Genomic DNA, 24,325 nt, shown 5'->3' on the forward strand with positions numbered 1-24,325 from the left:
ATTTCAATTCCACTATGGTGCAATTTTGGGCTTACAAGGATTTGATTACAGCGATTGAATCAAAAGATTTCAATTCCACTATGGTGCAATTTTGGGAAAGACATAGCCCGCCCTTCATCCGTTCACACATGAAATTTCAATTCCACTATGGTGCAATTTTGGGCTGCAAACCGGTTACTTTAAGTAAGCCACATTATCATTTCAATTCCACTATGGTGCAATTTTGGGCAAGTGAGAATTAACGAAAAACTATTGAGATGAAATTTCAATTCCACTATGGTGCAATTTTGGGATTCGCCCAGTTCGAATCCAAACTGCCGTTTTACTGATTTCAATTCCACTATGGTGCAATTTTGGGGACGTGTACGAGAATGATAAGTGCGTAGTTAGGCGATTTCAATTCCACTATGGTGCAATTTTGGGTATCTACTGCATTTCATTGCCAGCTCGCCAAACCAATTTCAATTCCACTATGGTGCAATTTTGGGCAGTAAAGCATATCAGCACTATCATCATGTACTCTTATTTCAATTCCACTATGGTGCAATTTTGGGATCTATACCCAAGCTCTTCCAATTTGCCCCTTAATTCATTTCAATTCCACTATGGTGCAATTTTGGGCTAAATGATGCCGATCTTCTTAATTTGATGAATAATTTCAATTCCACTATGGTGCAATTTTGGGGACGTGTACGAGAATGATAAGTGCGTAGTTAGGCGATTTCAATTCCACTATGGTGCAATTTTGGGCTACTCGAAAAAAATGATTTGCGTCACATTTATTCATTTCAATTCCACTATGGTGCAATTTTGGGTTTACAGAAAAGGAGAAAAGAAAATGAATATGAATGAATTTCAATTCCACTATGGTGCAATTTTGGGGCGTTAAAAACGGCAAAAAAGAATGCTGGTTATCAGCATGAAAGTTTAAAATACAGAACAATTTTTATGTAAAAAAGTTGTCGATCGGTAAAGATATGAAAATCCTTGGAGATCGACAACTGATTGTATCATCTGATTTTCAATAAGTCAAAGATCTCTTAAAGGAGACAGACAGCAGAAACAGGCTATAAATAGGTATTATCGACAACCCTCTACAGGAAATTGTCAATACTATTTCTCTCTTTACCAATGATTTGTTTCTCTAACCATTTTTCGCTTCGTCCGGAAAAAATAATCAGGCTATCTTCCTCTTTCATTAGTTTCTCTGCCTGTAAAGTTAATTCTTTCAACTGTACTTCCGAAATCTCTCCTTCGAAAACCGAATTTTGGATCCAATTCAAATACTTCCGGCAGAGTTTAAGCATTTTTCCGACACGCTTCTCTCCAATATCGTACACGAGAATCACATACATTACCAATACATTTTAAAAGGTTTGTATTCTTCCATCCCGAGCAGATGTTTGCTTAACTTGTAGCATTCCAGCTTAATAAGATGCCGGTAACTTACTTTCCGCTTTAGGGAACGGTGTTGAATGGTTTCTGTCAAACGTTCTTCAAAAGCTTGTACAAATATCTTTTTTCCGTTGGGATTCAGCAGACAGCGATTGAGCTTATGATCGAAGTGTTTTTCCTGCAGAGACTTTTTATTCAGCAGTTTGAAGATCACCCTATCGACCAAAATCGGTTTGAATATCTCCGAAACATCGAGTGAGAGCGAATAGCGACGTTCGCCCGGTGTATGAAGATAACTGATCGTCGGATTGAGTTGCGTTTGATGAATCGCCCGGAGGCATTGCGAATAACACATCATGTTTCCGAATGAAATTAGCGCGTTCACCTCATTGCGTGGTGGCCGTTTACTTCGGCCATTCATCTGAAAATCATTAATGATCAGGCTGAATCCATCATAATAGGTTTGACGGATGTTGCCTTCAAGTCCCATCAATTCAGCAACATCCGATGTAGCAGACAATTGCAAAGAATACCGTTCTATAACTTCGATGATTCCATCCAGATCCTTTCCGCGTGTATGATAATACCGGAGATTTTTCAGCATATTAAAAGCAGCACCTTCTACAAACTTTCGAGCCAGTATAATACGCTTTTTCTTATCCTGATGATGCGATGTTTGGGCCAGAAGCATTCTTCCCGACAATAGGCTGTCTCGTGGCATAAACGATCCGGTATAATTTTCGTAATAATCAAAAAAGTGGACGGCAATGTCGTTCTGCCCTAAAAAATTATAGAGAGCGCTATTGGCATTCAATGATCCGAAAGCGTAAAATTCCGCGATGTTCTCCACAGGAAGATATCGTGGTTGTCCCGGATGTTCCAATCCGTTGCCATCTTCTTCGACAGGTGTAAACTTCAACGTATTGTCTTTACGCTGCAACGTACCGGGGTTAAACAAATAATAGGTTTTCTTCATGAACGCTTATGCTTTAATCATTCATTCTTCTTCCACGTAACAAAACTCAAAATAACTGCAACTCTTGCATATTCTGGCGTTGATGATGGGAGGGCAATTGTCGGACCGGATGATTTCCTTTATGCGTTCTTTCATTTCCATGATTTTCGTCCGGTCTTCATCTGATATCGTTACTTGTTCGGTATGGCGCAGTGTGGGGTATTCCAACAGTCCGCTAACACCATCGATCCCGTTTTGTTCCAACACAAAAATGTAATATTTCACCTGCCACTGGTGCGCCCGTTCAACCTTGTCAGATCGTTTTATTTCGTGGATGATTTTGTTGCGGGCATCATAGAAATCGATTTTGCAACCGTCCACTTCCAACTCTTCATACCGTTCAGGACGTTGTGGATAGCTATTTTCATGGATGAGTTTGCCATCATACACCAAGTCGGACGTGTGCTCCATGTTGATCCCGTTTGCAAACAGCCAGAGCTTTCGTTTACAAACCTGATAGTAATTAAAATGGGTGCCTGTGACCTGCATGATGGGAAACCGGTTATTCTTTGGATGAAAAAGGTTCTATCCGTTCGACGGACTTTATCTTGGCCGCGCTTTCGATGGCTTTTACGGCGATATCCCGAACGCCGGCTTCCGCATTCGTGGCTTTTTCACCGTATTCTTTTACCTGGGCCTGCAACTCCTGTATCTTTTCTTGCAGCGACTTAATCTGCTGGTCTCTTAACCGGATTTCTCCTTCGTGTTGTTTAGAGGCAAGCTTTATATCAAAATCGTACTGCGTTTTCAATGCTTTTGCGACCTCTTCTTCTTTTGCTCGAACAGCGTTTTCCAGTTTGTCGGGAAATGCAGCATTTTCTTTTCTTAACTCGTTGAGTTCCGTTTCCGCGTTTTTGACCGTCTGTTCCCGTTGTGCTATTTCTTGTTCGAACGCTGCCCTGCGGTCGGTCAACTCTTTTTCGAGGCTGGCTTTTTTCGTCTCGTATTCGTCCTTTTCCTTCTGACGGGTTACTTTCAACGTGTACTGATATTCGTCTTCTTCACGCTTGCGTCGCTTGACTAATTCGTCGGCATATTCTTTTTCTTCCGTTTTATGCTTTGCCTGTTCCTGCTCCCATTGGTTTTTCTTTTCGTTTATCTCTTTGTTGAAAGCTTCTTCTTTCTCTTTCATCATCTGCTCGAAACTTTCTTTCTTTTCCTTTTGGGCAAGCAGCATGGCCGCCAGTGAGTCGGTGTTGGCCGACAGGGAATAGAGGTCTTCAAGATACTGTTTTTCAATGGTGATGGCGGCACGGAGCTCTTCCAGTTTCTTGAATTCGCCGCTTAAGCTCGCCTGAAGTTCATCCAACGAATTGATTAGCGAAGATTTGAGGTTGGCAATGCTCTTTGTAATGTTTTCATTGTTGATGCCGGCAACCTTTTCCACTATCTCTTTTTTTACTTTTTCTTCCTGCACCTGTTTGGGGACACCGGCTTTTTCTTCCTGTACTTTTTTCAATAAAGCGTCATATGCTTTGAGAATTTCTACTTTTGTATTCTTTTCCGTTACCATATTTGTTTTGTTTAGTGAATTTATTGTTCGTTGTTCGTTTCAAAATTAATTATTTTGGATGATTTCTCATGCTTTTTGCCTGAAAAGAACCCATTCTCCGACAATTCCGGGCATGATTATGCGGTACGGGGGATTTTATGTCCATTTTACTTTACTGCACAACACTTTTAGCGTTTCCAAAACATGATCGACAGAAGGAAGCATATTTTCTTTCAAATGACCCCTCAGACTGTTTTCCCACGCTTGTTTCATTTTTTTTATCTGTTCTTCTTCAAAAAAATCTCCATAATCTTTAAAAGGGATATTCTTAAATGCCGCTTTCTGTTTGAAAGTTGTTTTAATGGCTTCCCAATTTATTAGTTCCGGCTGCTGTAGCAACTTCCACAAGTCATAATAATCTCTTGGAGCCGGATAACTTCTTTGTAACAAAGACCTGAACTTTTCTGCGATCACTTCCGTCAAAGAATAGCAGGGGATTAATATTTGTTCAAAAAAACAAGCATCCGAATAGTTGCTTAAAAGCAAACGCGGGACAGGAGCGTTTACTATCTTCTCATAATGTACGATCTCTATTTTAATCATGGTTGTCCATCTCTTGTCATCCGGAGGTTGATGCGTTTTTTTGTGATTGGCTCCCCAGAATCGGATATTTGACGTGTAGCCTACCTGCATATCATTCCACCAAACAGGTTCTATTTTCACTTTTGAGAACAGAATTCCAATCTGCATTGTAATCGCATCGCAGACCGATTGTAACATTTTGTTTGTTATTTGTAGTTGAGTGTTTGCCAGCGTGAAATCGAGGTCCTCCGAAAAGCGATAATCGTCAAAATAGCATTTTTTCAAACAGGTTCCGCCCTTGAAAATTAAGTTTTCTTGAGCCCATTCGTTACGGAACAAAGCAGCAAGAACATGTCCCAGTACCCAGTTTTTGTCAATTGTATCGGGAGGAACTCCTTCTTTTTCCGCAATCCTCAGTATTTCACGCTGTAAAATCATCAATACATCTTGTTGATCATAGACGATAATTTATCTTCCGGAACATTTACGCGGATACGCCATTTGGAATTAAATATACCTTCATCACTGCTTGACGGGTCTAACAAAGAATATTTCCGGTTCACGAGCTTAAGCACTTCGGATTGAAAGCGGATGAACCCTTTCATCTCAAATAACTCGGACAAATAAGCCATCCGCTTTAATACGGATAAATTATTCATTTGTTTACCATATTTCAAAAGTTTAGTACTACTCGGTGCCGCCATATAGAATGCCCGTATCAATTCCTCGTATCCTCCCGAATATTGAGGTAGATCAAAGCAATCCAGCAAGGTCTTTTCCACATCCGTCATATAATAGGCTTCATTGCCATAACCCGCCTGGACATGTCCGCACAGTTTTTCCGGTTTTACCTTTATAAACTTGTAGCGTACACCAAACACCTTCTTGTCGTTTTTGCGCGATGAAGATTGCACATACACCACATTCGGAATCTGTTCCGTCAGTCCATGCAAGTTTAACGCCGACCAGTAGGCAACAGCACTGTTTTTCAACAAAACATTGGCAATAACATACGGATTACGGAAATTACGAACACAATACTTCGATTTTTCAATTCGATATAAAATTTCTTTTGCTGTTAATCTTGTAAGTATATCTTGTAATACAGCTATACTATACCCTCCCATTGACAGAACTTTATCAAATTCAAAGAATAGTAACTCATTATCATTTATTGACTTTAAAAAAGCCAATTCGTCTTGAGATAAATTTTTTCTGTTAGTCCTCATATTTTTATTACTTTTTGTTGCAATATTCCATAGCAAAAGTACACATTTTATTGCAACAAAAGGTAACGATGTTATACACATTTATAACTTGTATATGACTTTGAAGAATTTTGACTTATTAATGGTAATACCAGAATCTTTTTACTTCGTGTAGTTTTAGCATTACTATAACTGTTGACATTATCAAAAGTAAGTTTATTTGCAAAATCATCGTATTCCTGCAACAAACCAAATGACACGTCTTTCACGTCAAATACCTTAACATTAGGTTCGTTTGGGTTATCATTGTATCTTACAAACTGAAAGAAACAACCACGTTTTCCAAAGTGATTTATCCGATGAAGATATTGTTTTAAAAACGCAGCGCCTTCATCATTATTAACTTCAAAGATTATTTCCAAATCATCATCTATAAAGACATATTCCCGAAAACTCACGGTAGATTTGAATGGTTCATTATCCCGTTGCTTTTGAATCTTAATGAAACAGTTATTTACGCAAAAGTTCCCCTTAATATAATAATCAATAGCTGCATCCCGAATGATTTCAAAATGCTTTTTATTCTCATAAAAATCTTCACCTCCTAATGAAATTGCCTGATTAAGAAAAGCCATTTTAATTGCATAGGGAGACGGTAAAAACAACGATTTTGCACCGGAACTTGTAGAGTTACTATCCCGCAGAGAAAATAATGCAGTAGGTCTATAAATCGCTGAAAACCTCATAATCATTGAATTTTATATGGTTTATCCTTGATAAGTTCCACAAAAATTGCAGATAATTCTCCCAATCCATTAAAATTTTTAATCTCAATAGACTCTGTTTCTATTGAATTAAGATTTCTTGCAATTGTCTCTATTTCTTGTTTATATTTAGGATTGATAGCACTGATAGTTGGAGCCGGTAATAATTTATATGATATTGCAACTACTCCTTTAAAATCTGTAATATGTGGCTTCTGAGTGCTTGTCATTGCCCCTTTAGGATTAAGGAATGAACTTAGTAAGCTTTGAAGAATTGCTTTGTATCTACTAATTCTTTCCGACTCTTCAATAGAGTATTTACGCGAGATATCATTGAAGCCGATACGATATGCATCTAAACTACAAACAAAAGCATAAACACCGTAATTGGCAGGACGATGAAAAATATTTTGTCCTTCATTGCTTCCGGTTCCGCTTCCCTTTTCTCCCGCATCCGCAACTAACTTTGTGTGAACATAGGTTTCCGTATTATTTTTATCAGGAATACCAACTGTCCATGCGAATTCAATCACTGATTTTCTTGGCGTATTAGAAGCCCCTTTGTTTTCACCGACTTTATCCGTTATCAATACACCATGCGTATCGCATACTGTACAAGTTTTAATTAATGCGTCAATTACTTCTGACGAATTAGAGTCTTTTTCCCCCACATTAGGAAATTTTTTCAATAAATCAGCGGATGAAATCCTATTAGGGTCTAACCTCCTGGAATAATCGCTCAATGCTAATCCGCTTTCAACGCTATGATTAACTAAATGCCCTGCATGAATATGCTTGAACATATCTCCACTGACACCATTTACTGTTTGTTCGTTCCCTTCCTTATCAATGATAGTTAATTGACGAGTCATGATTTGATTACCTTCTCCACCTTCATTGTTGAGCGAGTGAAGGTTTAATGTTATTTCTCCACTGATTGAGATTGATGCTACTTGTTTTGCCATTTTTGTATGATTTAAATTGTTATTATTCTTCAACTATTTCTTCTGTTGTATCTTGTTCTTGCTCATTCGATTTGGTTGTTTCCTTTGCAGGAAGAGCAAATCCATAAGAAGCTAATAATGCTCCAACCAACTTGGAGGGAAATTTATCCAACAGAGTATAAAATTCGATAAGTTCATTTTCCCTGACACTTGCTCTTAATGAGCTGCCGGTTTTTTCAGCTTGACGTGCAGTCTCCGAATTATAGAGAGCTATAAATTCTCCTGTAAATTCAGCCAAATCTTCTTTTGATTTTGATTTGTTTTGTAAAGTTTGTGCTATCCCATACCGAACATCGTATTTACGATTTTCTTTCGGGGTGTACTGTAACGAAACAGTACTTTTGCGGATTGCTCCTGCAACCGCTTTGAACCCAATATTTGAGATGATTTCCGATAATTTTAATTCATTTGTATCCATACATTTATAAAATTGATTAAGTGTTTCTATTGAAAATGACCGTGCGTATTTCTTATTCGAAACTCGAGTACTTAGATAAATTGCATACCAATATGAAAATCTGAAAAAGCTATTGATATCCGACCCACTGATAAAATTACGATATAATAATAATCCTTGAACTGTATCGCCTGATTCCTTTATACTTCCTATTATTTGCCTTTGCTCCTCTAAGATATCAATCCAAGTTTGGTTTTCTTCTTTACTGCCTGTTTTAATAAAGTCCGGAACCTGGATAAATCCAATATTGACAACCGCTTTATTTTGTCCCAAATCTTTTTGGTACACAGAATGTAGTCCGGCAACTATGTCTTTTACTTTTTTTCTTCTTCCCATAAATCCGGAATGTTCTATTATCATTTGGGTGAGCAAAAGAATATTCAGTATATCTATCTCAATTGGCGTATTTCCTTTTAAATATTTCTTGAACTTCGGAATTAAAATCGATTTAAAGTGATAATTAATTTGCCTGTATTCAGGTACAAAAACTTTTAAATCATAACTACTGCCTACTTTTACCAATTGACAAATCATATCTGATAATGCTCCTGATATCTTCAGGCTTTCGCTAATCCAGGAGGAATCAAAATTCTTTCTGTTAAGTCCGTCCGCTTTCGGTTTGTTTAATCCTTGTCCCTGATTCGGATTATATAATTGGGTTGCCGTTACACTCTTACTAAATGAGAGAGATTTTATTTTTTTCTCAGATTCTTTATTGACATAGCTGTCTTTTCCATAGGTATGAATTATTTCATTGATAAATTGAGTGAAAAACTCTTTGTTATTAAACAAGTTTTGATAGAGTTTCTCAAAACTCGGGAAATTATTTGGCGTAATTATTTGTGCATAAACATCTAATGTAAAGTCTATACGTTTTTCATTCTCAAAAATTCTTTCGATTTCATTAACCCTTCTCTCTCGTTCAGATTTTTTATCTTTTCCCTGATACTCTTTATAAGCTTGATTTAATAATGCCTGTCGTTCCCTCTTCCATTCTTTCTGAACAGGATAATCAAAATAATCGGGAAGTTGACTCACTTCACTATCTGTTTTTTGTTTTACATATCTAAAAAGAGGAAAATAACTCAGTTTTTCTATCATTTCATCTGATACAGGAGCATTTGTTGACACTTCATAGTACACTTCTTTATCGGAAATGATAATATCAGCATCAGAAACATTAATGCTATCAAATACCTTGGAAAGCAAATTGGCAAAACCATAGGTTTCCAATAATTCGGCATAAGTACCTGTCCGTTTTTCTATCTTAAATGTATTCATATATAGTATTTTTCAAATGATTCTGTTGCTTTTTGGTCACATAAACGTAAAATTCTGACAACAAAAAAATAAAGTATCCATTCTTTGTCATTATTTGGTATTATATCATCCAATAATTCACCTCTCTCTTTTTTTATAAGATTCCCTTTAATTTTATATTCCATTAATAGATGCTCCATTTCTTTTATACAAATATCTGAAATAAAAAAATCAGGAAAAGATTTGGTTTCAGGACTATGATGTTTTAAAATAGCATTACATACTCCTTTAGCAATACTTTCAGAATACTCATCATAGAGTATCTCATATGCCTGTAATGCACCTATCCCTGCATGTGGCGGTTTGCTTTTTATACGACATTCTTTCGCAAGTTCTTTGTCTATACTATCGTCATAATCAGTATGCGCCAATACTTCGGTTGGATTGTCAATACCTGTTTTCCGCTTCTGAAATTCTTTCATTGGCTTTTGCCAGGCTGCATTCAATTTACCGTAATCGTGCAAACAAATAGTCAATCGTATCAACTGCTCCCAATCATTCTTTCCGCCCCAAAATCTATCCAATTCATTAAAAGTAAATTTTAAATATGGTTTAAACTCTGTTTCAAAGCAGTTCAATAAAGCTTTATTATGTTGATAAAACGTATCCTTTTTATATGTAATGATTTGTTTATTTTTTTCCCGACTATCTTTTATTGGCGATGAAATATTATTATCATTGGAATGTACCATTAACCCTGCTGTTGTGTAATCAAAATAACGATTATCAACAAAAACAACATCAAAATGATTTTTCAGTTCTTCGAATTGCAATCTGCGAAGAAAACAAGAATCTTTGTCTTGCCATTCAAAATCAAATACACTTTCCTCTCCATGTATGGCTTTTGCAAATACCCAATCGTCCGGGGCTATCTTGTTTTGTTCAATTTGCTTTGCCCAACCAATAAAACTCCATTTATATATGCTTATCGTCTCGTACTTCCAAGGAATAATCTCTTTATTCTTCCAATTCTCTAAATCTATCAAAACGATTTCAATGCCTTGTATATCCCGAATCGTTTCCTTGTAATGGTTTTTGTTACAATCATTCCATGACTCCCTGATTCTTACTATATTATATAGATTGGCTGTGATGTTTCCTATTTTTTGACTTTCATCTTCTCTCAAAATGGTATTTACAAGAGCTATGGCTGTGTTTTCATTGATTGAATCATATTTGCTTAATTCAATTAATGACTTCTCACAAAGTTTCTTGCTATAAGGCAGATACTTGTTGTTTAATTTTTTAATTTCAGCGCGATCATCCTTATCTTCTGTCTCTATTTTTATTTTTTCTTTCTCTTCAAGATTAAGAACGTCATAAACAAATATATCGCCATATTCGTTGGCAAAACGGGCACATCTTCCTACCCTTTGTAAGAATGAGTTAATGGGTGAAATCTCCGTATGCATTGTATCGCATGAGATGTCCATGCCGGCTTCTATCACTTGTGTAGCGATAAGAATCGCATTTTGTTTTTTGTTATCCTTGCCAAAATATTCTTTTACTTTTTGTTCCTGCTGTTTTCTGTCCGAATCAAAATAACGGGAATGAATACAAAACAACATTGTCTCTTTTGGCTTATGCTTTTCCAATTCCAAATATAACTTCTGTGCTGTCTCCACTCTATTGCAGATTACAATTGTTTTGTCTTTATGCTTATCCAGAATGTCAGAAGCATTTATCTTTTTATCGGAACAAACGGTCACCGATTTTTTTATGATTTTACCTTCAGCCGGTTTAAGTGAGTTTATCTTGTCGATATCTTCGGGAAAATCATTGATTGAAACTACTTCAAATCCAAGTTCATTCTTTATAAACTGAATATAATCATCCGTCAAAGTGGCAGTCATAATACAGACATGGCATAGGTTTTTTAGTATTCGAATCATCCCTAAACTTGTCGCCATTGACAATTTAGGCTCTAATAAGTGAAATTCATCAAAAATCAGATAACTGCCAATCAAAGCTCCAGCATTAATATTTGCTTGTCGTTGTGAAAGAGGTAACGGAAAACACAAAAAATTGCTTAATGTTTGATCTATAGTTGAAAAGATAATTCTTTTTTCAAAATACGGGTCATCACTGTATTCTCCGGTTTGAATGGATATTAATTTGCTCAATTCAGGGTATAATGCTTGGGTATCTTCTTTATTTAGCGTTGCCTCAATATCATTATAAATGGAATTTGCCAATGTCCGCAAAGGCAAACTGTAAATCATTTTTTGTGGGAAATCTGATATTTTATTTTGAGTTGCATACAAAAAAGGCATTACGGAAGCCCATGTTTTCCCTGCTCCGGTAGGTACGGACAGAATTACATTTTTCCCTGAGAGTAATAGTTCAACAGCCTTAATCTGATATTGATAAGGGGTAAAACCTGTTAGGTGTTTGTAAAATATATTAAATGTCTCTTTCATTTTACATTTCAATTTCGAATTTTTTCCAAAAATGGTGTTTTCTCAATATCCATTGACGATCCGCAAAAATTACTGGGAATAATACCTAAATACTTTCTTTATGCGACGTGTATTATTCTATAGGCCTGTTCTCCTTACTTTATTGCTCCAAACCCAATCCCCGTGGAATTTCCTAATCCGACATTCCATGCGAAAAGTTTTGTTTCCGGTTTCCCATTGATAATAACCGGGCACCAGTTTGTTTTATTTTGTACTCCCTTATAAGTGATTATTTGAGTTTCTGCTTTCGGGTAGGTGGTATCAAATCTTATTTCGAGCGTGTCGTCCACGATACCGACTTTTTCCATCTTCGTACGTAATGTCTTTTCCATACATTCTTCCGAAACGGGATCGCCAAAAAGAATATGGTCGATAAGGTTCCCATTTCTCCTTTTGATGAGTATCGGACTGGCAGGCATAAACCGTTCCTTTTTGCTAAGATCGGGGTCTTCCTTTAGTGCCACTTCAACGACTTCCAGATCATAAAACATGGTTTTGTCCTTCATGATGCCGGTCACTATTTTACCGATCAGTTCTGGATCATGGGCGCTAAAAAAAAATGATGTTCCGTTATCAAATTTTAATCCCTTTTGAGTGGCTCTGCCTCCCGTAAGACGGGAAAAGGAATAGAGGGAAAGCGCTCCGTGTTCGGTATTCTGCCCCATCCATTTATGTATGCACCCTACCAACAGCGGTTGATGGTGGAAGGGGATTACTTGCTTTTTCGTATCGATTCTAAGATGTATTCTCATACTCGGTTTCGCTATGTTTACATAGAATATATAACCGTGGTAATCCTTACTTTTCCCTTTTCAATTCATGAGGGTATAAAGCAATAAATATTATTATAAGCAGTGCATACAAAATTAGCGATATTTCTTCTAAAAAGAAAAAATATTTAATAGGTGTTTGAGTATGGCTGTGTGCACTATCAAAAGATCTCCCCACTATGATTGCCGGGGACGTTCAGAGGGTCTGATTATAAATTACCTGGTCATGTGACATATCTTCCGACAGTAGATACTCACAACCTGAACTTAAAGCCGAAGCAAGTATTAAAGAGTCATAGTAGGAATAGCCATAGTTTTCATGTATTGTCAAGGCTTGCTTTATATCGTCCGTGCCTATCGGAACAACAATAAATCCTTCCGTAATTTCGTCTATTGCCGCTTTGACCGTGCTGGAAGGCATTTTAAGTTTCTTCAGGCATACATTACTAAATTCATTTATTACCTGAATACTTGTGATACAATCATGAGTTTCGATAGCATCATAAACCCGTTTTTGTTTCCATTCCTCATCTTCAGAATATAAATAAACAAAAACATTGGTATCTATAAAAGCTTTAGCGTTCATTTGCTTCTTCGCGGTTAAAGACAAAATCCTTTGTTCTTAATTTCATAGCCGTGAATCGTTTTCTTTTTCTATCATGTTGAGCATTATCCTCGGAAAACACAATTACCCTGACAGCAGATGTAATTTTTGTTCTGTACTGTTCAGGAATAGGAATTGCTCCATCTCGAACAAACGAGTTAAATTCAATTGCTTGCATAATTTTATGTTTTAAAACTTCTATGCAAAGATATAATTTTTTGCGTATAACCAATGATTCTTTTTGAGTCAGATTTATTTAAGAAATATCTCAATCACCGGTACATCGTGGTTCGGACGTTCTACCGGAAGGGTCAGGATAACATCATTCTCCCTTGAGGTTTCGACGGTATGGCTGCCGGACTGGGTTCGTGAGTGGAATTTAATCTCCGAGGCATCATGTAGCAATTGCACGTATTCGATCTTATCTTTCAATCCCGGTAAGTGGAGCGACTTGAATGGCCATTCGAGCACATGAATATACAACCTGTGTGTTTCCGGATTATATGTCAGAAGGCAGTTCTGGGGAGTTTGGTATTCGTCCGGCGCCTGTGTACATCCGTAGATTGAACGGTCATGAAATCTCATCCACTTGCCGATACCGTCCAGACGTTCATTGGCACGATCATCAAATACTCCCCGTGCTGTGGGTCCTACGTTGAGGAGCAGATTACCCCCCTTGCTGACGGTCTCTATCAGCATTACAATTAACTGATGTGTACTTTTCCATGTATATTGGTCACGATAATAACCCCATGAACCGGAAAAGGTCTGGCAGGTTTCCCATGGCACACGTTCACCATTGACGGTTGGCCATTCCTGCGGCATAAATTGTTCGGGCGTGATATAATCCCAACCCCAGTCGGTATGATCCAGATCCATCCGGTTGTTAATAATGATCTGCGGTTGCAATTCGCGGGCGAGCCTTGCCAGACCCTCCGAATCCCAATCCTTATGCCCTTTTCCCCCTTCACCCGGATAGGAGAAGTCCATAAACAATTCGTCTATCTGACCGAATTGGGTCAACAGTTCCCGTAACTGGTCTTTCATATATTGACGATATATATTCATATCCCGTTTTGCATTCTCTTTCTTTCTCTCTTCCGGGTCAGTGGGAACAGGGGGATGGCCCCGGTCGAAGGCAAAATGCGGATGGTGCCAGTCGATCAGCGAATAATAAAAACCGATGCGTATCCCTTCAGCACGGAAAGCATCCACGAAAGGTTTTATGAGATCTTTTCCATAAGGGGTATTGGTTACCTTATAGTCGGTGTATTGGGTGTCCCACAGGCAAAACCCGTCGTGATGCTTGGTTGTCAGTACAACATACTTCATTCCGGCTTTCTTGGCTTTGGCCGCCCATTCTTTGGGATCATAAAGGTCGGGATTGAAATGGTCGAAATATTTTTTATACTCGGCAGCCGGAATTTTTTCATAAAGTTGTACCCATTCGTGCCGTGCCGGCAGGGCGTATATGCCCCAATGGATAAACATGCCGAACCGGTCGTTGGTCCACCATTCCATCCTTTGGGCTTTCTGTTCTTTGGTTTCACTCCATGTCTGTCGTTGTGAAAACAGTAAATTGCTGCTAACCATAGTGAAAAAGACAACAGCCAGAATCATTTTTTTTGTGTTCATAGCGATTAAACGTTATAAGTTGTTTATTATAATAAAGTGCCATGTGGGTAATTACCGGACAGATTTTTGTGCCGGCGGTATCTATTTTTCAATCCGGAAACTGTCTCTTAACCGGATATCGATGGAGGCAGCCCCTATCATCACCGTAAACTCACCCGGCTCAGTGACTTTTTGCATGTTTGTGTTATATAAGGCAAGGTCATCGTGTGTCAATATAAATTCCACGTTTTCCGATTCTCCTTGTCGAATATGAATGCGCTGAAAATCTTTCAGTTGAATGGGAGGAGTAACCACCGAACTTACGTTGTCACGTATATAGAGTTGTACTACCTCATCTCCATCAATACCGCCTGTATTGGTCACGGTGCAGGATATCCGCACCTGATCCTGTGCTGCTTTTACGGAAAGATTACCGTAACTGAAATCAGTATAGCTTAGTCCGTATCCGAAGGCATACAGTGGTGAACTGCCCCCATCGACATAATCAGCCTGCCTGCCTAATGAGTAATATACCGGTAACTGCCCTACCGAACGCGGGACGGAAACCGGTAACCTGCCTGCGGGATTATAATCTCCAAAAAGGATATCAGCAATAGCACGGCCCCCTTCCTGTCCCGGATACCATGCTGTCAGCAGCGCATCGGCTTTTACCGAAGCATTGTTCATATTGAGCGGCCGTCCCTGTATATAGACTACGATCAATGGTTTTCCGGTATCGGCGAGAGCATCAAGCAGCTTTTCCTGGTCACCCAGCAGGTCGAGTGAACTGCGGTCGTATCCTTCACCGGACTCCATATCCGGAAGAATTTCATCCCGGTTGCTGCCGACTGTTGCCGCTCCGGTTTCGATGTATTCTGTCTTGAAATCCCTTGCGCTGGATCCTCCCACAACCAATAGTATCACGTCCGATTGGCGGGCTATCTGTACCGCTTCTTTTATATCGCTTTGGGTAGTATCCCGGATGGCGCACCCTTTCGCGTAGCGGACGACAGTCCGGGGACTGACGGCTTGCTTGACCCCGTCAAGCACGGTCACAATATTGCTTCGCTCCTGCGGGGCAGTATAATCACCCAACTGGTTATAGATGTTATCGGCGTTCGGCCCGATCACCGCAATGGAACCGGTCTCTTTCGGGAGAGGCAACACGCCATTACTGTTTTTGAGCAATACGGTACCCTGGCGGGCTACCTCGCGGGCGATCTGCTTATGCGCTTCACTCCTTACGAAACGAGCTGCCTGATTGGGGTCAACATACGGATCCTCAAACAGTCCCATTTCGAATTTCATCCGGAGGATGTTGGCCACGGCATCGTCTATATCCTGCATGGTGATAAGCCCTTCTTCCAACGCTTTTGCCAGGTTCCTTCCGTAGGCATTTCCTCCCAGATCGGCATCTACTCCCGCCTGCAATGCCATGACGGCTGCATGTTTGATATCGGGTGCAACGCGGTGTGTACCTGCGATACCTTCAATACTGCCGAGGTCGGAGAAAACAAATCCATCAAAACTCCATTGATCGCGCAAGACATCTTTTAGCAGAAACCGGTGTGCAGTAGCGGGGATACCGTCAATAGCATTATAGGAAGTCATAAGGGTCTTCACTCCCGCGGCAGTCACCTTTTTGAAGGGTAACAAATGGTCGGAGAATAATTCCCGCATTCCGATATGCGCCTGTTGTCCGTTGTGTCCGCCCAAAGGAACACCATAAGCGGCGAAGTGTTTGGGTGTGGAATAGATATGTCGGCCGTCACGAATATCATTTCCCTGCAGCCCCTGAACAAAGGAAATACCCAGTTTTGCCGTCAGTACCGGATCTTCGCCGAAAGTTTCTTCCACTCTCGACCATCTGGGTTCCCTTGCCAGATCGAGGATCGGACCATATCCTATATGGGCGCCCTGCAGCCGTGTTTCAAGAGCGATTGCTTCCGCCATTTGCCGTATCAGCCCGGGGTTCCATGTGCTACCTTGCCCGAGTCCGGTAGGAAAAACGGTTGTGCCGATAGCCATGTGCCCATGCATGCACTCTTCGGCGAAGAAAAGGGGAATGCCCAGCCGGGTATGTTCTACGGTATATTTTTGTAATTCGTTCAGCGCATTGGCCGCCAACCTGGGATTAAGTCCTGTCTGTAACGTTTTCCGGGTCCACGGGTCGGCACGGAGTGTGGCCCAGAAGCCCCCCAGAGGCATGGCTTGCATCCGTTCCCTGAACAGGTCGGAAGGCGTAACGGAATATTCACCTGTTTTGGTGTACATCTCCCATCCTGTGGGAAAACACAGCTGACCGATCTTCTCCTCTGTCGTCATAAGGCTTAGCAGATCCTTTACCCTCTCTTCGACCGGCGCGGAAGAGTCTTTATAGCGTTGTTGTGCCATGGATAACTGAGTAACGACACAAAAACAGAGAACAACTATGAAAGTGACTTGTTTCTTCATTTACTTATAAAAAATCCAGTTCAGCAATTGCTACAGATTTCCCGTCTCCCGCGATACCTGTGGCTTGTACCCGTATATAACGGGTAGTTACCGGGTTGGCGAACTGGTGTGTTCGCGGAGTGGGATCGTTAATCAGATTCCCGAATTCAAAGGTTTCCACCGTTTTCCAGTTTTTCCCGTCAGCACTGACCTGAACATTTCCTTTGGTCATCATCCCATCACCATGAAAAGTTTGTGGTGTGTATACCATCACCTTCAGTTCATATTCCTTACCAAGATCAATAGCGATGAAGTGGGGCATTGCACCTTCCTGTGATTGCCAGTAAGTACGGCGATTTGCATCGAAAGCGTGCAGGGCGGCAGTGCGGTCACTTCGTTGACTATTGACGCCGAGCAATACCCAGTCTTTTTTCACAATTCCGAATGCTTCACTGTATACCGGCCCTTGTACGTCATTGTTGAACGAGACTGCTTTCAGTATATTGTTCTCTACTTTTACAGGATTCTCATATCGTTGGGAATTTTGGGTCGGTTCCGATCCATCGAGTGTATAAAAAATCTCATATCCGGTATTCAGATTGCCGGCGGCATTCTCGCCATGGGGATTCCAGTTAAACTCGGTCTGCAGCGGAGCAATAGAGACCATTCCCTCTTTGTCGCGTGTAAATGCCAGTTGGGGCGGGCGGGTACGGTAATAGTGTGCCGATATATGACTGATAGCCGGATCCAGCCGAGACGCCAATACTCGCAGACGGAGTTTATTGGTCGTGACTTCGGGAAAACGGAGAATACGCTTATAACCGATGTTGGTCGCCGTGGCAATCTCTTTCCACTGATTGTCTATCCATGCGTCCACCGCATGTTGTTCCACACGTTCACTGTGGGTGGCGATGGCTTCCTGTAACATCAGCCGGTTGATCGTGGCGGGTGCGGGAAGTGTAACGACGATCTCGCGTTTGTTTTTAGACAATAACAGGTAGGTGTCCGGATCGCCGTCCAGTGCCTGTTTCGGCCCTTTAGCATCTTGTAAGAGGTTTACTTCGTAAGTTTCCCGGATGCGTTTTCCCACTTCTTCGAGCACCTCTACATCCCGGGGAGAGAATGTCCCTTCACGGTTGGGCGGAATATTCAGTAGGAATGTGGAATTTCCCCCGACGGAACGTTCGTAAATGTCGAATACATCATCGGCACTTCGTACTTTCTGGTGCGTATCGTCGCGGTAAAACCACCCTTCGCGAATGGAAGTATTGGTCTCGGCCTGTTGATAATGAAGGTATTTACCCTCATAAAGTTTCTCCTTTGAGCCCAGATCGGTATCGGTCAGATCAGAAAAATGGGTAGAGGAATGGGGATCTTCGGGATAAGTGATCACGTTCCACTCGGTAGACCGTGTAGCTCCTGCTTCATTGCCGCACCAGCGGATATCTTCACGCCCGAAAATGACCGCTTTGGGTGCGAGGGTACGGATCAACTCCTTCCATGCCGGATAGTTATATGTCTGTCCGCCTTTTCTTTTGGGATGTGCGCCATCAAACCATACTTCATGGATCTCACCATATTCTGTCAGTATCTCGAAAAGCTGATTCAGGAAATATTCATTGTAATCATCTACTTCAAACTCGAACGTGGTATTGTTTTCGAACGGGCGTCCCGGCATTTCACGCGGAATGGTACGTTTGGTATATTCACTCAGGTTACCGTATAACCCTTCGGGATGTTCAATCTGATACAGATCTGCCGGGGAGAGATAAACCCCGAGTTTCAATCCATATTTTTTGCATGATTCCGAAAGGTCTTTGAGTATATCGCCTTTCCCGTCGAGGAATCCCGATGACATAATGCCATGATCGGTATAACGGCTTTGCCACAGTACGAATCCGTCATGATGCTTGACGGTGAGAATGACCATTTTCATACCGGCTGCTTTCATGGCCTGGCACCACTGGTCGGTGTCGAGCGTTTTCAGATCAAAAACCGCCGGATCTTCCATGCCGTCGCCCCATTCTTTACGGGTAAAGGTGTTGGGACCGAAGTGGATAAAAGCAATAAACTCGTTTCTCAAAGCATCTAACTGGTTCTTTGTAGGAACCACATGGGCCGCCTTTTCGATAATGACCTCTTTACTGTCTCCCTCTTCTATTTTGATTGTACTTTGGGGAGTGATGGAACTTTGTGATCCTGTTTGGCAAGATAAAAGAAGAATGCCGGCCAGGAATAGAATTATTTTTTGCATTATTGGAATGATTTATCTGCTCGTTTCATATGATTAATACTTTTATTCTCAAAGGTATCATATGGAACTCGCTTTAATAGTTTTCTTGTGTGAAAAAGGTTTATCTGCTCGTTTCAAATGAAAATACCAATGGCAAGTTAATATGATTTTTTATAACCGGCAAAACGATACGGGTTTTATTTCCATCTACTGTCCATTTTACCTGTTTTTGGATGTGGAGAAGAGTAACCTTGCTCCCTTTTTTGGGTGTATTGCCTTCCCACTCAATCACGGAAGGTATTTTCTTGTCGTTTTCAGGAACATAATGGGCGTAGATTGTTTTGCTGTCCTTGTCTGCTGTAAACCATACGTCCCCGCTATGGTAATGAGGAGTGATACGGGTGTTGTATATGCTTTTGCCGTTTATTTTCAGCCAGTCACCGATTTCTTTCAATATTACTTCCACTTCCGGCTGGATAATCCCTTCAGATGTAGGGCCTACACCCAGCAGAAGGTTTCCACCTTTGGCCGTCACTTCGATCAGTAAAGCAATTACTTCGACCGGTGTTTTGAAGGTCGCGTCCGGTATCCACCCCCAGTCGCTGCTTAAAGGAATACAACTTTCCCAGGGATAGGGAAGTTGTTCTGCGGGAACGGAGCGCTCCGGTGTCTGATAGTTTTCGTATTTTCCGCGGATAGTACGGTCTACGATCAGCAAACCGGGCTGGTTGCTGCGAGCCATTGCCGCGATTCTGTCCATATCGATATCCTGTCTGGGAGGAGCTACCCATCCGCCGTCGAGCCAAAGGATGTCTATATCGCCGTAGTTGGTCATCAACTCCTGCATCTGGTTGAAGGTAAACTGTTTGAACTTATCCCATCGCTCCGGATGGCGTTCGATTTTGTAGTTTACATTCCGGGTAGGTGTAGCGAAATAATCCCACCAGTAATATTGACTATGCCAGTCGGGTTTGGAGAAATAGGCTCCTACCATGAAATCTTTCTGTCGGAAAGCTTCGAATACGAATTTTGCCACATCGGCTTTCGGATGATTCTTGAAGGGGCCTTTGGCAATAGAGAAGTCCGATTCCTTTGTGTCGAACATATTGAACCCATCATGATGTTTAGTAGTGAAGATGGCATATCTCATTCCAGCCTTTTCCATGACATCACTCCACTGGTCGGGGTCGAAATCTACCGGGTTGAACTGGTCTTTCAATCCCCAGTACCATCGCTTGTATTCCTCATAGGAAACGGTACTATCGCGCGGTATCCAATCGACATCTTCCGAACAGATCGACCATGATTCTACTATTCCCGGGACAGAATACAAGCCCCAATGGAACAGTACTCCAAATTTGAGATCCTGCCAGTTATCCAGTTTTTTGAGTACGTTCTCTTCTTCCGGCCAGACATATCCTTTCGATTGTTCGTGTACGAAACCCTGCTGGGAATGGATCAGTGCGGAGAATAGTATCCCACATAAGATCAGGATTTGTTTTTTATACATTTTCTTTTTATTTCTTTGGTCTCACTTCTTCTTTTTAACAGTGAAAATAAGAAGTTGTTGCGACCCATAGTAATAAACACAACGGCTAAGATCATTTTTTGTGTTCATAGCGAACAATTCTTATGAACAGTTTTTAATAAAGTTCCACGTTGGAAATCACCGGACAGGCTTTCGAATCGGTGATATCTATTCTTATTTTTGAGGTTTTCACAGGGTTTATCTGCAAAATTCTTTTGTACCCGATGGTTGTAGCTTTGGACACTGTTTCCCATTCATCGTTGTTCCATACTTCGACGCGGAACGATTTGATCCGTTGACCTAAAGGAATATATTCTTGCAGGAGAATGTAGGAAACCGTTTGGGGTTCGCTGAATTCCAGTTCAAAACTACCTGCCACTACATCGTCGTCCATTGCCCAATATGTTTCTTTATCTCCGTCAATCAGGTTTTCAGGGGAAAATTGAGACGATTTACCTCTATAACTGCTTGCTTTAGCTGTTGCTCCGATTGCCAGGTTATTCGAAAAAGCCTCGTTAAGTAGTTTCCTGAAACCCTGAAGCGAGCGGATATCGTTCTCATGGATCAGCCCCCTTCTGTCGGGTGGGACATTCAATAATAACACCGACCCTCTACCTACTGAAGTAAGGTAGATATCGAACAGTTGTTCGGGTGTTTTTACAAGGGAGTCTTCCTCTGCATGGTAAAACCATCCCGGCCTGATGGATACATCCACCTCGCCCGGAATCCAGTGGGAGCCGTCGATGGAGCCGGTGTTCAGAAGTTTCTGGATTCCTGCTTTTCCGGCGTATAAAGTATCCGGAGTGATAGTGTTCCAGTTGGTTTCTCCTGCATATCCACTTTCGTTTCCTATCCAACGGATATCGGGTCCGGCATCGCTGAAGAAAACAACCTGCGGCTGGATACCCCGTACCAGATCGAGCGTTGTCGGCCAGTCATAATATGTTTCGCGGTCGATCCTCCGCATTTCTCTTTTTCCGCCGTAATAACCGTCGCCGCCGTTGGCTCCGTCAAACCACATTTCAAATACAGGACCGTAGCCCGTAAACAGTTCTTTCAACTGATTACGGTAGTAGGTTATGTATTCAGTGGTTCCGTAATCCTTATGGTTCCTGTCCCATGGGGAGAGGTATACTCCGAATTTCAGACTATGCTTTTTGCAGGCATCACTTACTTCTTTGACGATGTCGCCGTTCCCGTTCTTATACGGACTGTTCTTGACAGAGTGTTCCGTATATTCGGAAGGCCACAGACAGAAACCGTCATGATGCTTGCAGGTCAGGATCACACCTTTGAATCCGGCTTCTTTCAAAACAGATATCCATTGGTCGGCATCCAGTTCGGTGGGATTGAAGATGGAGGGGCTTTCGTCGCCATATCCCCATTCCTTACCGGTAAAGGTATTGGTCGTGAAATGAATGAATGCATTCATTTCCATTTCGTGCCAGGCAAGCTGGTTTCCGGACGGCACCGGCAATACCGGAGCCGGCGGCTCTACACTTTTCCCGGGTTGACAGGCTGTCAGTAACAGACCGATAGTGCAACAAACCAGAAAGGTGATTGTAAGGATTCTTTTTTTCATTATTATGAGTAGTTTTAAAATAAATTATCAGGAGAAGTGTGAAGCCACACTTCTCCTGATAATAATCAAAATTAGTTCCATCCTGGATTTTGAATTAAATTCGGATTTAATGTAATTTCATTGGTTGGAATAGGAGATAACCATCTGCGATCGCTACCTGACCATACACGGCCCGCATCATTTAATGTTTTTGCCGCTGCATACTGATACAGATAAGTTTCTCCGTCATACGTAATAATTGGGCGTCCCGAAGCACCGCCAAACGTTATATTCGCGGCAGCGTAGGCTGTAATAACGTCATCAGTAATCCTTAAGCCGAACATTGTTTTCGGATTTTCCAACAATTTCATTGCGTTCCAACGTTTCAGGTCATCCAGACGGAACCCTTCTGCTATTAATTCGATACGACGTTCTCTTCGGATTTCATATAACAAATTTGATAATGTATATCCGTAATTAATGGGTTTAGTATCTGCAACAGGGTTTACGGTGAGATGGGTCATTTCCACGCGATCGCGAAGCAGATTAATGGTTTTATCCAGCACATCTTGTGTACACAGATCCAACTCTGCTTGAGCTTCGGCATAAATCAGTAAAATTTCTGCATAACGATATACGAACCAATCATAAGATGTGTTTCTTGCTTCGGCTTGTTGAGAATTTGCTGATCGGAATTTTACGCAAGGGTATCCTGTGACGCCCTGGCTGGCAGCGACGTTGGCAACTGCGTTTACGTATTGTGTACCACTTATTACGGTATATGGTCTGTGCTTATTGTCGATTATCTGATAAATGCGCGGGTCTCTATCTGCAAATTCATTTTCCTGGTTATCATCGCCTTTATAGCCCGATCCGGCATTAAAGATCGGGGTTCCATCCTTCATTAAAAATGATTCCACAAAATCTTTTGATAAACCCATGCCATTTTCACTCACCTGACGGCCTGTTTCGTGTGTCAATACACCCGTTTCGTAAAAACGGCAAAGAATACCTTCGGCATTGGTGCTTAAATCTTCCTGGGTAAATTGGTTTGAATAATATAATGGATATCCGTCAAAAGATAATTGATCGCTTCCCGCGTCTGTTCCTTTTACAATCGAGTAATTGCCTGAATCCATTATTTCTTTGGCCAAAGAAGCCGCTTTTTGCAATAACGAGGTAGAAGAAAGAGAGTCAACTGACGATGTTTCGTTATGGTATTTTTTATAAGTACCATAGTACAGGCAAATTCTGGCCAATTGAGCTTTAGCTGCATCTTTGTGGAGTCGTCCGCTTTCCGCGCTTGCTTTAGTTGGTAACCAATTGATTGCAAATTCGAGATCTTCTATGATTTTGCCTAACACGTAGTCCCGGCTGTCTCTTGCTTTATACAATTCTTCCGTGTCGGATGTTTGCAAGTCCGTTTCGTACCAGGGAACATCGCCAAAAGATTTAATCTTGTCGTAATAAAGTAACCCGCGAAAGAAACGAACTTCGGCCACATATTTATTAATTTCTTCTTCTGAGCCGGATACTTTGTCATAACGCTGCATGAAATAGTTGCAATTACGAATGGTATTCCAATACCAGCCATTGTCTGAGGATGCTTCTGCAGGAATCGTCAATTCATTAAAAAGATAACTACTATAGCTGTTTGTAACAAAGTTATCACTTATATTATCTCCTGTAGCAGTGGGAGCGCTAAGGTTTCCGTATAAACCGTTAGCATACAGTTTCAAATCGTTCACCGAGGTCCAGTAAGATTCATCCGTGAATGAATCTATAGGGGACAGATCCGTAACATCGCAAGCAACGAGTGAACCTGAAAAAATTGCAATGTATATTAAATATTTTAATTTCATTGTTTTATTCTTTTAGATATTAAA

19 protein-coding genes and 1 CRISPR repeat array are annotated in these 24,325 nt (G+C 41.0%); all 19 genes read right to left on the reverse strand.

Annotation, left to right across the window (positions count from 1 at the left end):
* A CRISPR array of direct repeats spans positions 1-882; the repeat unit is 30 nt; unit sequence ATTTCAATTCCACTATGGTGCAATTTTGGG.
* A gap of 212 nt (positions 883-1,094) precedes the next feature.
* Positions 1,095-1,355 carry a CRISPR-associated endonuclease Cas2 gene (gene cas2 / locus F597_RS0103785; RefSeq protein ID WP_019538384.1) on the reverse strand — a complete coding sequence of 87 codons (261 nt, stop codon included), beginning with the start codon at positions 1,353-1,355 and terminating at the stop codon, positions 1,095-1,097.
* Complete coding sequence (cas1b, locus tag F597_RS0103790) at positions 1,355-2,371, reverse strand: type I-B CRISPR-associated endonuclease Cas1b (RefSeq protein WP_019538385.1); 1,017 nt, start codon at positions 2,369-2,371, stop codon at positions 1,355-1,357. The genes cas2 and cas1b overlap by 1 nt, the downstream gene beginning before the upstream one ends.
* Before the next feature lie 21 nt (positions 2,372-2,392).
* Complete coding sequence (cas4, locus tag F597_RS0103795; RefSeq protein ID WP_019538386.1) at positions 2,393-2,899, reverse strand: CRISPR-associated protein Cas4; 507 nt, start codon at positions 2,897-2,899, stop codon at positions 2,393-2,395.
* Positions 2,900-2,912: 13 nt separating this feature from the next.
* A complete protein-coding gene (locus F597_RS0103800) occupies positions 2,913-3,923 on the reverse strand; it encodes a coiled-coil domain-containing protein (protein WP_019538387.1) in 1,011 nt (336 codons plus the stop codon).
* Between the two features lie 135 nt (positions 3,924-4,058).
* Complete coding sequence (locus tag F597_RS0103805; protein WP_019538388.1) at positions 4,059-4,922, reverse strand: nucleotidyl transferase AbiEii/AbiGii toxin family protein; 864 nt, start codon at positions 4,920-4,922, stop codon at positions 4,059-4,061.
* Positions 4,922-5,479, reverse strand: coding sequence for a type IV toxin-antitoxin system AbiEi family antitoxin domain-containing protein (locus F597_RS0103810; protein ID WP_157278936.1), 558 nt, complete (start codon positions 5,477-5,479; stop codon positions 4,922-4,924). The genes F597_RS0103805 and F597_RS0103810 overlap by 1 nt, the downstream gene beginning before the upstream one ends.
* A 305-nt stretch (positions 5,480-5,784) precedes the next feature.
* Positions 5,785-6,438 carry a hypothetical protein gene (locus tag F597_RS0103815; RefSeq protein ID WP_157278939.1) on the reverse strand — a complete coding sequence of 218 codons (654 nt, stop codon included), beginning with the start codon at positions 6,436-6,438 and terminating at the stop codon, positions 5,785-5,787.
* Between the two features lie 2 nt (positions 6,439-6,440).
* Entirely contained in the window at positions 6,441-7,421 is a 981-nt protein-coding gene (locus F597_RS0103820; RefSeq protein WP_044060040.1) for a DevR family CRISPR-associated autoregulator, read from the reverse strand.
* A gap of 22 nt (positions 7,422-7,443) precedes the next feature.
* On the reverse strand, positions 7,444-9,198 hold the full coding sequence (locus F597_RS0103825) for a hypothetical protein (protein WP_019538392.1): 1,755 nt from the start codon (positions 9,196-9,198) through the stop codon (positions 7,444-7,446).
* Complete coding sequence (locus F597_RS0103830) at positions 9,195-11,657, reverse strand: CRISPR-associated helicase/endonuclease Cas3 (protein WP_019538393.1); 2,463 nt, start codon at positions 11,655-11,657, stop codon at positions 9,195-9,197. The genes F597_RS0103825 and F597_RS0103830 overlap by 4 nt, the downstream gene beginning before the upstream one ends.
* A gap of 134 nt (positions 11,658-11,791) precedes the next feature.
* Positions 11,792-12,448, reverse strand: a complete 657-nt coding sequence (gene cas6, locus F597_RS0103835; RefSeq protein ID WP_026327092.1) for a CRISPR-associated endoribonuclease Cas6 — start codon at positions 12,446-12,448, stop codon at positions 11,792-11,794.
* 214 nt (positions 12,449-12,662) lie between these two features.
* Positions 12,663-13,052, reverse strand: coding sequence for a PIN domain-containing protein (locus F597_RS0103840; RefSeq protein WP_019538395.1), 390 nt, complete (start codon positions 13,050-13,052; stop codon positions 12,663-12,665).
* Positions 13,042-13,248, reverse strand: a complete 207-nt coding sequence (locus F597_RS0103845) for a hypothetical protein (RefSeq protein ID WP_157278942.1) — start codon at positions 13,246-13,248, stop codon at positions 13,042-13,044. The genes F597_RS0103840 and F597_RS0103845 overlap by 11 nt, the downstream gene beginning before the upstream one ends.
* A 74-nt stretch (positions 13,249-13,322) precedes the next feature.
* On the reverse strand, positions 13,323-14,705 hold the full coding sequence (locus F597_RS0103850; RefSeq protein ID WP_019538397.1) for an alpha-L-fucosidase: 1,383 nt from the start codon (positions 14,703-14,705) through the stop codon (positions 13,323-13,325).
* An 81-nt stretch (positions 14,706-14,786) separates the two neighbouring features.
* Positions 14,787-17,138: a glycoside hydrolase family 3 N-terminal domain-containing protein gene (locus F597_RS0103855; protein ID WP_026327094.1), complete on the reverse strand. Its 2,352-nt coding sequence runs from the start codon at positions 17,136-17,138 to the stop codon at positions 14,787-14,789.
* 4 nt (positions 17,139-17,142) lie between these two features.
* Complete coding sequence (locus F597_RS0103860) at positions 17,143-19,371, reverse strand: alpha-L-fucosidase (protein ID WP_019538399.1); 2,229 nt, start codon at positions 19,369-19,371, stop codon at positions 17,143-17,145.
* Positions 19,372-19,471: 100 nt separating this feature from the next.
* Complete coding sequence (locus tag F597_RS0103865; RefSeq protein WP_019538400.1) at positions 19,472-20,860, reverse strand: alpha-L-fucosidase; 1,389 nt, start codon at positions 20,858-20,860, stop codon at positions 19,472-19,474.
* 133 nt (positions 20,861-20,993) lie between these two features.
* Positions 20,994-22,460: an alpha-L-fucosidase gene (locus F597_RS0103870; RefSeq protein WP_019538401.1), complete on the reverse strand. Its 1,467-nt coding sequence runs from the start codon at positions 22,458-22,460 to the stop codon at positions 20,994-20,996.
* 71 nt (positions 22,461-22,531) lie between these two features.
* On the reverse strand, positions 22,532-24,301 hold the full coding sequence (locus tag F597_RS0103875; RefSeq protein WP_019538402.1) for a RagB/SusD family nutrient uptake outer membrane protein: 1,770 nt from the start codon (positions 24,299-24,301) through the stop codon (positions 22,532-22,534).
* Positions 24,302-24,325 lie beyond the last annotated feature (24 nt).

Origin of the sequence: Proteiniphilum acetatigenes DSM 18083 (assembly GCF_000380985.1) — a bacterium.
Lineage (GTDB): Bacteria > Bacteroidota > Bacteroidia > Bacteroidales > Dysgonomonadaceae > Proteiniphilum > Proteiniphilum acetatigenes.

Excerpts from the sequence above, each read along its gene's own strand:
- cas2 (WP_019538384.1), bottom strand. The coding sequence starts at position 1,355 with ATGTATGTGATTCTCGTGTACGATATTGGAGAGAAGCGTGTCGGAAAA.
- cas1b (WP_019538385.1), bottom strand. The coding sequence starts at position 2,371 with ATGAAGAAAACCTATTATTTGTTTAACCCCGGTACGTTGCAGCGTAAA.
- cas4 (WP_019538386.1), bottom strand. The coding sequence starts at position 2,899 with ATGCAGGTCACAGGCACCCATTTTAATTACTATCAGGTTTGTAAACGA.
- F597_RS0103800 (WP_019538387.1), bottom strand. The coding sequence starts at position 3,923 with ATGGTAACGGAAAAGAATACAAAAGTAGAAATTCTCAAAGCATATGAC.
- F597_RS0103805 (WP_019538388.1), bottom strand. The coding sequence starts at position 4,922 with ATGATTTTACAGCGTGAAATACTGAGGATTGCGGAAAAAGAAGGAGTT.
- F597_RS0103815 (WP_157278939.1), bottom strand. The coding sequence starts at position 6,438 with ATGAGGTTTTCAGCGATTTATAGACCTACTGCATTATTTTCTCTGCGG.
- F597_RS0103820 (WP_044060040.1), bottom strand. The coding sequence starts at position 7,421 with ATGGCAAAACAAGTAGCATCAATCTCAATCAGTGGAGAAATAACATTA.
- F597_RS0103825 (WP_019538392.1), bottom strand. The coding sequence starts at position 9,198 with ATGAATACATTTAAGATAGAAAAACGGACAGGTACTTATGCCGAATTA.
- F597_RS0103830 (WP_019538393.1), bottom strand. The coding sequence starts at position 11,657 with ATGAAAGAGACATTTAATATATTTTACAAACACCTAACAGGTTTTACC.
- cas6 (WP_026327092.1), bottom strand. The coding sequence starts at position 12,448 with ATGAGAATACATCTTAGAATCGATACGAAAAAGCAAGTAATCCCCTTC.
- F597_RS0103840 (WP_019538395.1), bottom strand. The coding sequence starts at position 13,052 with ATGAACGCTAAAGCTTTTATAGATACCAATGTTTTTGTTTATTTATAT.
- F597_RS0103845 (WP_157278942.1), bottom strand. The coding sequence starts at position 13,248 with ATGCAAGCAATTGAATTTAACTCGTTTGTTCGAGATGGAGCAATTCCT.
- F597_RS0103850 (WP_019538397.1), bottom strand. The coding sequence starts at position 14,705 with ATGAACACAAAAAAAATGATTCTGGCTGTTGTCTTTTTCACTATGGTT.
- F597_RS0103855 (WP_026327094.1), bottom strand. The coding sequence starts at position 17,138 with ATGAAGAAACAAGTCACTTTCATAGTTGTTCTCTGTTTTTGTGTCGTT.
- F597_RS0103860 (WP_019538399.1), bottom strand. The coding sequence starts at position 19,371 with ATGCAAAAAATAATTCTATTCCTGGCCGGCATTCTTCTTTTATCTTGC.
- F597_RS0103865 (WP_019538400.1), bottom strand. The coding sequence starts at position 20,860 with ATGTATAAAAAACAAATCCTGATCTTATGTGGGATACTATTCTCCGCA.
- F597_RS0103870 (WP_019538401.1), bottom strand. The coding sequence starts at position 22,460 with ATGAAAAAAAGAATCCTTACAATCACCTTTCTGGTTTGTTGCACTATC.
- F597_RS0103875 (WP_019538402.1), bottom strand. The coding sequence starts at position 24,301 with ATGAAATTAAAATATTTAATATACATTGCAATTTTTTCAGGTTCACTC.